Origin of the sequence: Saccharothrix luteola, from assembly GCF_020859565.1 — a bacterium.
GTDB lineage: Bacteria > Actinomycetota > Actinomycetes > Mycobacteriales > Pseudonocardiaceae > Actinosynnema > Actinosynnema luteola.
Genome location: NZ_JAJHUO010000002.1, coordinates 305,887 through 312,953 on the forward strand (window position 1 = coordinate 305,887; position 7,067 = coordinate 312,953).

The window sequence follows — 7,067 nt, forward strand, 5'->3', positions numbered from 1 at the left end:
ACCTCGATCGGAGTGAGAAATGAGCGCTTCTCCTGGTGCGCCCGAGTTCGCGGACTCCTACCTCGTCGAAGTGCTGTCGGAGTTCGGGCTGGCGCTGAAGTACGTGCGCGCCGAGGGCAACACCCTCTACTACCTGGCCGACGACGGCAGCGAGGTCGGCGTCTTCGACGCCGCGAGCGGGTTCGGATCGCTGATGTTCGGGCACAACAACCCCGAACTGGTCGAGCACGCCAAGTGGCTGCTGGACCAGCAGACCCCCGTGCACGCGCAGTTCTCCGGCTACTCCTACGCGATCGACCTCGCGGCCAAGCTGAACGAGATCATCCGCCGCGAGCTGAAGACCGAGGACAAGTTCTACGGCCTGTTCGGCAATTCCGGCGCCGAGGCCGTGGAAATCACGATCAAGCACGCCGAGCTCGACCGCGGCATGCGGATCAAGGAGCTGAAGGAGGGCATCGAGGCCAACATCGAGGCAGCCCGCTCCGCCATCGCGGGTGGCGCCCGCGTCTCCGAGGCCGCCGCCGCGCTCGCGGGTGGCGCGGACTTCGACCGGCTCGTCGCCGAGGTGCGCCGCCGCAACGCCGAGACCGAGGCGCGCCCGCCGCTGTTCCTCGCCCTGGAGGGCGGTTTCCACGGCAAGCTCGTCAGCAGCGTCCAGCTCACGTTCAACGAGGAGTTCCGCGGCCCGTTCAAGGCGCTCGCCGCGCAGGCCCGGTTCATCCCTCGCGACCGCCCGGAGATGATCGAGAAGGTCGTCGAGGAGGAGCGGGCCGCGCTGCTGGACGTCGTCGTGCAGGACGGCGTCGTCGACCTGGTCGAGCGCGACTTCCCGGTGTTCGCCGCGTTCCTGGTCGAGCCGATCCTGGGCGAGGCGGGCATCTTCCCGATCAGCCGGGAGCTGGCGCGGACGCTGCGCGAGGCGTGCGACACGATCGGCGTGCCGCTGGTCGCCGACGAGATCCAGTCCGGCATGGGCCGCTCCGGCACGTTCCTCGCGGGCACCCAGATCGACCTCAAGCCCGACTACATCATCCTGGCCAAGGCACTGGGCGGCGGCCTGGCGAAGCTCGGCGTGGTGCTGGTCAACGAGCACCGCTACCGCAAGGACTTCGAGCTGATGCACACCTCGACCTTCGGCCGCGACGGCTTCTCCAGTCGGGTGGCGCTGAAGTTCCTGGAGATGCTGGAGGCCGACGGCGGCAAGGCCTACCGGCTGGCGGCCGAGCGCGGCGCCAAGGCCGTGGCGATGATGGAGGCCATCAAGGCCGACTACCCGGACGTGGTCAAGGAGGTCCGCGGCAAGGGCCTGATGCTCGGCTTCGAGCTGCACGACCAGAGCAAGTCGGCCGACCCGGAGATCCGCGAGGCGGTCGAGTACGAGGCGCTGGCGTTCGTCATCGGCGGCCACCTGCTGCGCAAGCACCGCATCCGCATCTTCTCCACCGCCTCGAACCTGGAGACGATGCGCTTCGAGCCGTCGATCTACCTCAGCGACGAGGAGCTGGCCCAGGTGGACGCGGGCTTCCGCGACGTGTGCCAGATCCTGCGCGACCAGGACGCGAGCAAGTTCGCATGACCAGCCAGGTCAGCTACCCGGTCATCGACACGGCCGGGCGCGACATCCACGGCGAGTCCGAGCGCCTGCGCGCGCTCGGGCGTGCCGTGCGGGTGGAGCTGCCCGGCGACGTGATCGCGTGGTGGGTCACCGACCACGCGCTCGTCAAGCAACTGCTCACCGACCCGAGGGTGTCCCGCGACACCTACCGGCACTGGCCCGCGTGGGGTGGCGGCGAGAGCGTGCTGGCCCAGACGTGGTCGCTGGCCATGTGGGTCGCCGACCGCAACATGATCACCGCGTACGGCGCGGAGCACACCCGGCTGCGCAAGCTGGTCGCCAAGGCGTTCACCGCCCGCCGCACGCAGGCGATGCGCCCGCGCATCGAGGCGATCACCGAGGAGCTGCTGGCCGGGCTGGCGGACGTGCCCGCGGGCGGGGTGGTCGACCTGCGCGAGCGGTTCGCCTACCCGCTGCCGGTCCGGGTGATCTCCGAGCTGCTGGGCATCCCGGACGAGATCCGCGACCCGTTGCTGCGGTCGGTGCACGAGATCATGGACACCTCCGCATCTCCAGAGCAGGTCAAGGCCAACGAGCTGGAGCTGTACCGGCTGCTGCACGAGCTGGTCGCGATCAAGCGCACCCGGCCCGGTGACGACGTGACCACCGGCCTGATCCAGGCCCACGACGAGGACGGCGGCCACCTCGGCGAGCGCGAGCTGGTCGACACCGTGCTGCTGATGTTCACCGCGGGCCACGAGACGACGGTGAACCTGCTCGACCAGACCATCGCCCTGCTGCTGACCCACCCCGCGCAGCGCGCCGCCGTGCTGGACGGCTCGCTGGCGTGGGAGGACGTGGTCGAGGAGTCGTTGCGGCTGGAGGCGCCGTTCCCGAACCTGCCGCTGCGCTACGCCGTGGAGGACATCGACCTCGGCGACGCGCTCATCCCGAAGGGCGACCCGATCGTGATCGCCTTCGGCGCGGCCGGCCGCGACGGCAAGGTGCACGGCGAGGACGCCGCCGAGTTCGACCCGACGCGGCCCACGCGCCGCGACCACCTGGCGTTCGGCCACGGCGTGCACCACTGCCTGGGCGCGCCGCTGGCCCGTCTGGAGGCCGCGGTCGGCCTGCCCGCCCTGTTCACCCGGTTCCCGCGGCTGCGGCTCGCGGTGCCGGCCGAGGAACTGCGCCCGTTGGGGTCGTTCATCTCCAACGGCCACGAGACGTTGCCCGTAGTGCTCACCCGAAGCGGGGAGGAAACGCCATGAGCGAAGTGCTGGACGCGGTCCGCGACATCGTGCCGAGGCTGCGCGAGAACGGCGCCGAGGCCGAGCAGAACCGCTGGATCCCCGAGGAGAACGTCGACCTGCTGGACAAGGCGGGCGTGTTCTCGATGGCGGTGCCGCGCCGGTTCGGCGGCCTGGACCTGCCGATGGCCGAGCAGATCGCCGTGCTGACCGAGATCGCCCGCGGCTGCGGCTCGACCGCGTGGACGGCGGTCGCGTGGGTGTCGAGCGCCTGGATGGCGACCCTGTACCCGGACCAGGCGCAGGACGAGATCTTCGCGGGCGGGTCGGTGCGCATCTCCGGTGGCTTCACGCCCACCGCGAAGGCCACGCCCACCGAGGGCGGCTACCTGCTCAACGGGTCGTGGCGGTTCAACACCGGCTGCCGCGGCGCGCACTGGGACCTGCTGGCCGCCATCGCCGAACACCCCGACGGCACGGAGGAGGAGGTGTTCGCGATGGTGCCCATGTCGGAGCTGACCATCGCGGACGACTGGCACGTGTCCGCCGCGTCGGGCACCGGCAGCTCCACCACCACCGCCGAGGACGTGTTCGTGCCCGCCCACCGCGTCGTCACGGGCGAGGACGCGCTGATGGAAGGCGTCCCCGGTCGCACGCCCACGGCGCAGGGTCGGGCGTACAGCCTGATCAGCTACGTCGTCGCGGAGTCCGTCGCGGCCTACATCGGCATGGCCAAGGGCGCGCTGGAGGTCTTCCTGGAGCGCCTGCCCGGCCGCGGCCTGGCCTACACGTCGTGGACCGACCAGCGGCAGCACCCGTTGACGCAGCACCGCGTCGCGCTGGCCGCCAACAAGATCACCGCGGCGGAGACGCTATCGGCGTCCTACGTGGACATGCTCCAGCGTCGGGCCGACGCGGGCGAGCAGCCGACGTGGGACGAGAAGGCGGCGGTCCGCGGCCAGGCAGGCACCGCGATCCTGCTCGTCAAGGAAGCCGTGGAGGCACTGCAGACCATCGCGGGCGCGTCGGCGCTGAGCAAGTTCGCGCCGTTCCAGCGCTACCACCGCGACCTGCTCGGCCTGACCACGCACGGCCTCATGTCACCCGACATGAGCCTGGAGGTCCACGGGCGGGTGCTGGTCGGCCTCGACCCCGAGACCCCGTTCCTGTAACACCGGATGCCACTGGGGGCACGAGAAACATGAGTCAGTTGGTCAAGGCCGCCGGACCTACCCGCCGCGGCTTCCTCAAGGCGCTGGCCACGACCGCCGTCGTGGGCGGCGCCCTGCCTCCCGCCGTCGCGTCGGCGGCGGGCACGGGCACCCGGTCGACCCACGACGTGATCGTCGTGGGCGCCGGGTTCGCCGGTGTCACCGCCGCGCGGGAGCTGAGCCGCCGCGGCCTGCGGGTGCTCGTGCTGGAGGCGCGCGACCGGATCGGCGGCCGGACGTGGACCACCACGTTCGAGGGCGAGCAGGTCGAGCTGGGCGGCACGTGGGTCGACCCGTTGCAGACCACGGTGTGGAGGGAGATCGAGTCCCAGCGCATCGGGTTCGTCGCCGACGCCGCCGCCGAGCGGACGCTCTTCCCGACGGAGAACGGGTTCGGGTTCTTCCCACCGGAGGAGTCGTTCGGCCGGCAGGGCGAGCTGCTGACGCGGTTCAGCGCGCGCGCCCGCGAGCTGTTCCCCGACGCCTACAACCCGTTGGCGCGGGCCGACCTGCTCCAGGCGCCGGACGCGCTGACGATCCGGCAGCACCTGGACTCGATGAACCTGTCCGCGCTGGACGAGAAGTGGCTCACCGGCGCGACCGGCGGCCTGGGCGGCGGCTCGACGCGGGGCGCGTACACGCAGTTGCTGCACTGGTGGGCGTTGTGCAACTACAACGCCGAGCAGTACTACGGCATCAACACCTACAAGCCGGCCACCGGCATGAACGGCCTGGCCCGGTCGATCCTGGCCGAGGCGCAGGCCGAGGTGCGGCTGAAGACGCCGGTCAAGTCGATCGCCGACGACGGCAGGCAGGTCACCGTGCGCACCGCGGTGGGTTCGGTGCACACGGCGGCGGCCGTGGTCGTGGCCGTCCCGGTGAACGTGTGGCGCACCATCGAGTTCTCGCCGGGCCTGTCGGCGGCCAAGCTCCAGGCCTCGCGCGAGACGATCGGCGTGCCGACCGCCAAGAAGCTCTGGCTGCACGTGGCTTCCTCGATCGGGAACACCTACGTGCACGCGCCCGAGGGCTACCCGGTGGACACCCTGGTGCCGTACAAGCAGACGTCCCAGGGCTGGCTGATGATCGGGTTCAGCGGCGAGCCGCGACTGGACGTCAACAACGCCGCGCAGGTGCAGGAAGCCGTGCGGCTGGTCGTGCCGGACGCCAGGGTGCTGTCGGTGAAGGGACACGACTGGGGCGGCGACCGGTTCGCGCTGGGCGGCTGGTCGTTCCGGCAGCCGAGGCAGCTGACCGGCCTGCTGCGCGCGGCTCAGCAGCCCCAGGGCCGGATCTCGTTCGCCACCAGCGACATCGCCTCCGGGTGGAGCGGTTACGTCGAAGGTGCGATGGAGTCCGGTCTGGTGGCGGCGAAGCAGGTGGCGGTCCAGGTGGCCCGCTGACGCGTCGGACCCGTTGCGGGGAGGAGTTGCCGTGGTGGAAGCGGAGGAGTTCGACTACGTGGTGGTGGGCGCGGGCTCGGCGGGCTGCGCGCTCGCCGCCCGCCTGACCGAGGACCCGGCCGTCACCGTCGCCCTGGTGGAGGCGGGCGGTCCGGATGACCACCCGGCCATCGGCGTGCCGCTGGGCGCGCTGGAGCTGTTCGGGTCGGAGGTCGACTGGGCGTTCACCACCGCGCCGCAGCCCGGCCTCGGCGGCCGGGAGGTGCCGTGGCCGCGCGGCCGGGTGCACGGCGGCTCGTCGGCCACGAACTTCCAGATGTGGGTGCCCGGCCACGCGGCCGACTTCGACGACTGGCACCCGTCGTGGTCGTGGGAGCGTGTGCGCCCGTACTTCCGGCGGGCCGAGCGCTGGGCCGGCGAGCGCGAAGCCGGTCCGGAGTTCGGCACGGCGGGTCCGCTGTGGATCTCGCCGCAGCGCGATCCCGACCCGAGCAGCACCCGGTTCCTCGACGCGTGCGCGGAAGTGGGGCTCAAGCCCGTCGAAGGCGGGCTGGGCGGTCCGGACAACACCGGGTGCGCGCTCACGCCCGTGACGCAGCGCGAAGGCGTCCGGTGGAGTTCCGCCGACGGGTACCTCAAGCCCGCGTCGGGACGGCCGAACCTGACCGTGCTCAGCGGGCGGCGGGCGGAGCGGATCATGCTCGACCCCGACGGTCGGGCCACCGGCGTGCGGCTCGCGGACCGCGCGGTCACCGCACGGCGGGAAGTCGTGCTGTGCGCCGGTTCGGTCGGCTCGCCGCACTTGCTGCTGCTGTCCGGGATCGGGCCCGCGGACGAGCTGCGCGCGGTGGGCGTGACGCCGCGCGTGGACCTGCCCGGCGTCGGCCGCGGGCTGCACGACCACATGATCCTCGACCTGGCCGTGCACGCGCCGGACGCCACCCGCTTCCTCCAGGACGGTCGCGAGCAGTACGAGCGCGACCGGACTGGGCCGTCGAGCTCGAACATCGGCGAGGCGGTCGCGTTCCTGCGCGCCGACGGCGGCGACGGACCGCCGGACGTGGAGCTGATCTGGTCGCCGATGGCGTTCTCCGACGACGGCGACCCGATCCCCGGCTACACCGTGGGCGTGGTGCTGCTGCGCCCGCGCAGCCGGGGACGGCTCGCGCTGGCGTCGGCGGACCCGACCGCGCCGCCGGTCATCGACCCCGGCTACCTGACCGAGGAGGCCGACCTGCGCACGTACGTGGCCGGGGTGCGGTTCGCCGAACGGGTGCTGGGCGCGGCGGCGTTGCGCGACCTGCACACCGGGCCGGTCGCGCCGTGGCCCGCGGACGACGCCGTCGCCGACTACGTCCGGGAGCGGGCGACCACCGTGTTCCACCCGGTCGGCTCATGCCGGATGGGCGACGTGGTGGACGAACGGCTCCGGGTGCGCGGTGTGCCGGGGTTGCGCGTGGTCGACGCGTCGGTGATCCCTCGGGCGCCGCGCGGGCACACCCACGCCCACGCCGTGATGATCGCGGAACGGGCCGCCGGGTTGCTCCGGGAAGACCGCGGCTGACCCCACCCCGCACCACCTCCGACGGCCCCCGCGCCCCCCCCCCCCCGGGGGGGGGGGGCCTTGCCGGCTAGCCCGCGGGGGGTT

5 protein-coding genes are annotated in these 7,067 nt (G+C 72.3%); all 5 read left to right on the forward strand.

The window, feature by feature from the left end:
• The first annotated feature begins 19 nt into the window (after positions 1–19).
• Genes LNK82_RS03040 through LNK82_RS03060 form a run of 5 tightly spaced genes read left to right on the forward strand, consistent with a single transcriptional unit; the run spans position 20 to position 6,983 of the window.
• Positions 20–1,576 (forward strand): aspartate aminotransferase family protein, encoded by a 1,557-nt coding sequence (locus tag LNK82_RS03040; protein ID WP_230565357.1) that lies wholly within the window; start codon positions 20–22, stop codon positions 1,574–1,576.
• Positions 1,573–2,826 (forward strand): cytochrome P450 family protein, encoded by a 1,254-nt coding sequence (locus tag LNK82_RS03045; protein ID WP_230565358.1) that lies wholly within the window; start codon positions 1,573–1,575, stop codon positions 2,824–2,826. The genes LNK82_RS03040 and LNK82_RS03045 overlap by 4 nt, the downstream gene beginning before the upstream one ends.
• Positions 2,823–3,977: an acyl-CoA dehydrogenase family protein gene (locus tag LNK82_RS03050; RefSeq protein WP_230565359.1), complete on the forward strand. Its 1,155-nt coding sequence runs from the start codon at positions 2,823–2,825 to the stop codon at positions 3,975–3,977. The genes LNK82_RS03045 and LNK82_RS03050 overlap by 4 nt, the downstream gene beginning before the upstream one ends.
• Before the next feature lie 29 nt (positions 3,978–4,006).
• On the forward strand, positions 4,007–5,419 hold the full coding sequence (locus LNK82_RS03055; protein ID WP_230565360.1) for a flavin monoamine oxidase family protein: 1,413 nt from the start codon (positions 4,007–4,009) through the stop codon (positions 5,417–5,419).
• A 31-nt stretch (positions 5,420–5,450) separates the two neighbouring features.
• Positions 5,451–6,983, forward strand: a complete 1,533-nt coding sequence (locus LNK82_RS03060; RefSeq protein ID WP_230565361.1) for a GMC family oxidoreductase — start codon at positions 5,451–5,453, stop codon at positions 6,981–6,983.
• Positions 6,984–7,067 lie beyond the last annotated feature (84 nt).

What these genes read in the sequence shown, in the direction of transcription:
- LNK82_RS03040 (WP_230565357.1), top strand. Translation starts at nt 20, where the DNA reads ATGAGCGCTTCTCCTGGTGCGCCCGAGTTCGCGGACTCCTACCTCGTC.
- LNK82_RS03045 (WP_230565358.1), top strand. Translation starts at nt 1,573, where the DNA reads ATGACCAGCCAGGTCAGCTACCCGGTCATCGACACGGCCGGGCGCGAC.
- LNK82_RS03050 (WP_230565359.1), top strand. Translation starts at nt 2,823, where the DNA reads ATGAGCGAAGTGCTGGACGCGGTCCGCGACATCGTGCCGAGGCTGCGC.
- LNK82_RS03055 (WP_230565360.1), top strand. Translation starts at nt 4,007, where the DNA reads ATGAGTCAGTTGGTCAAGGCCGCCGGACCTACCCGCCGCGGCTTCCTC.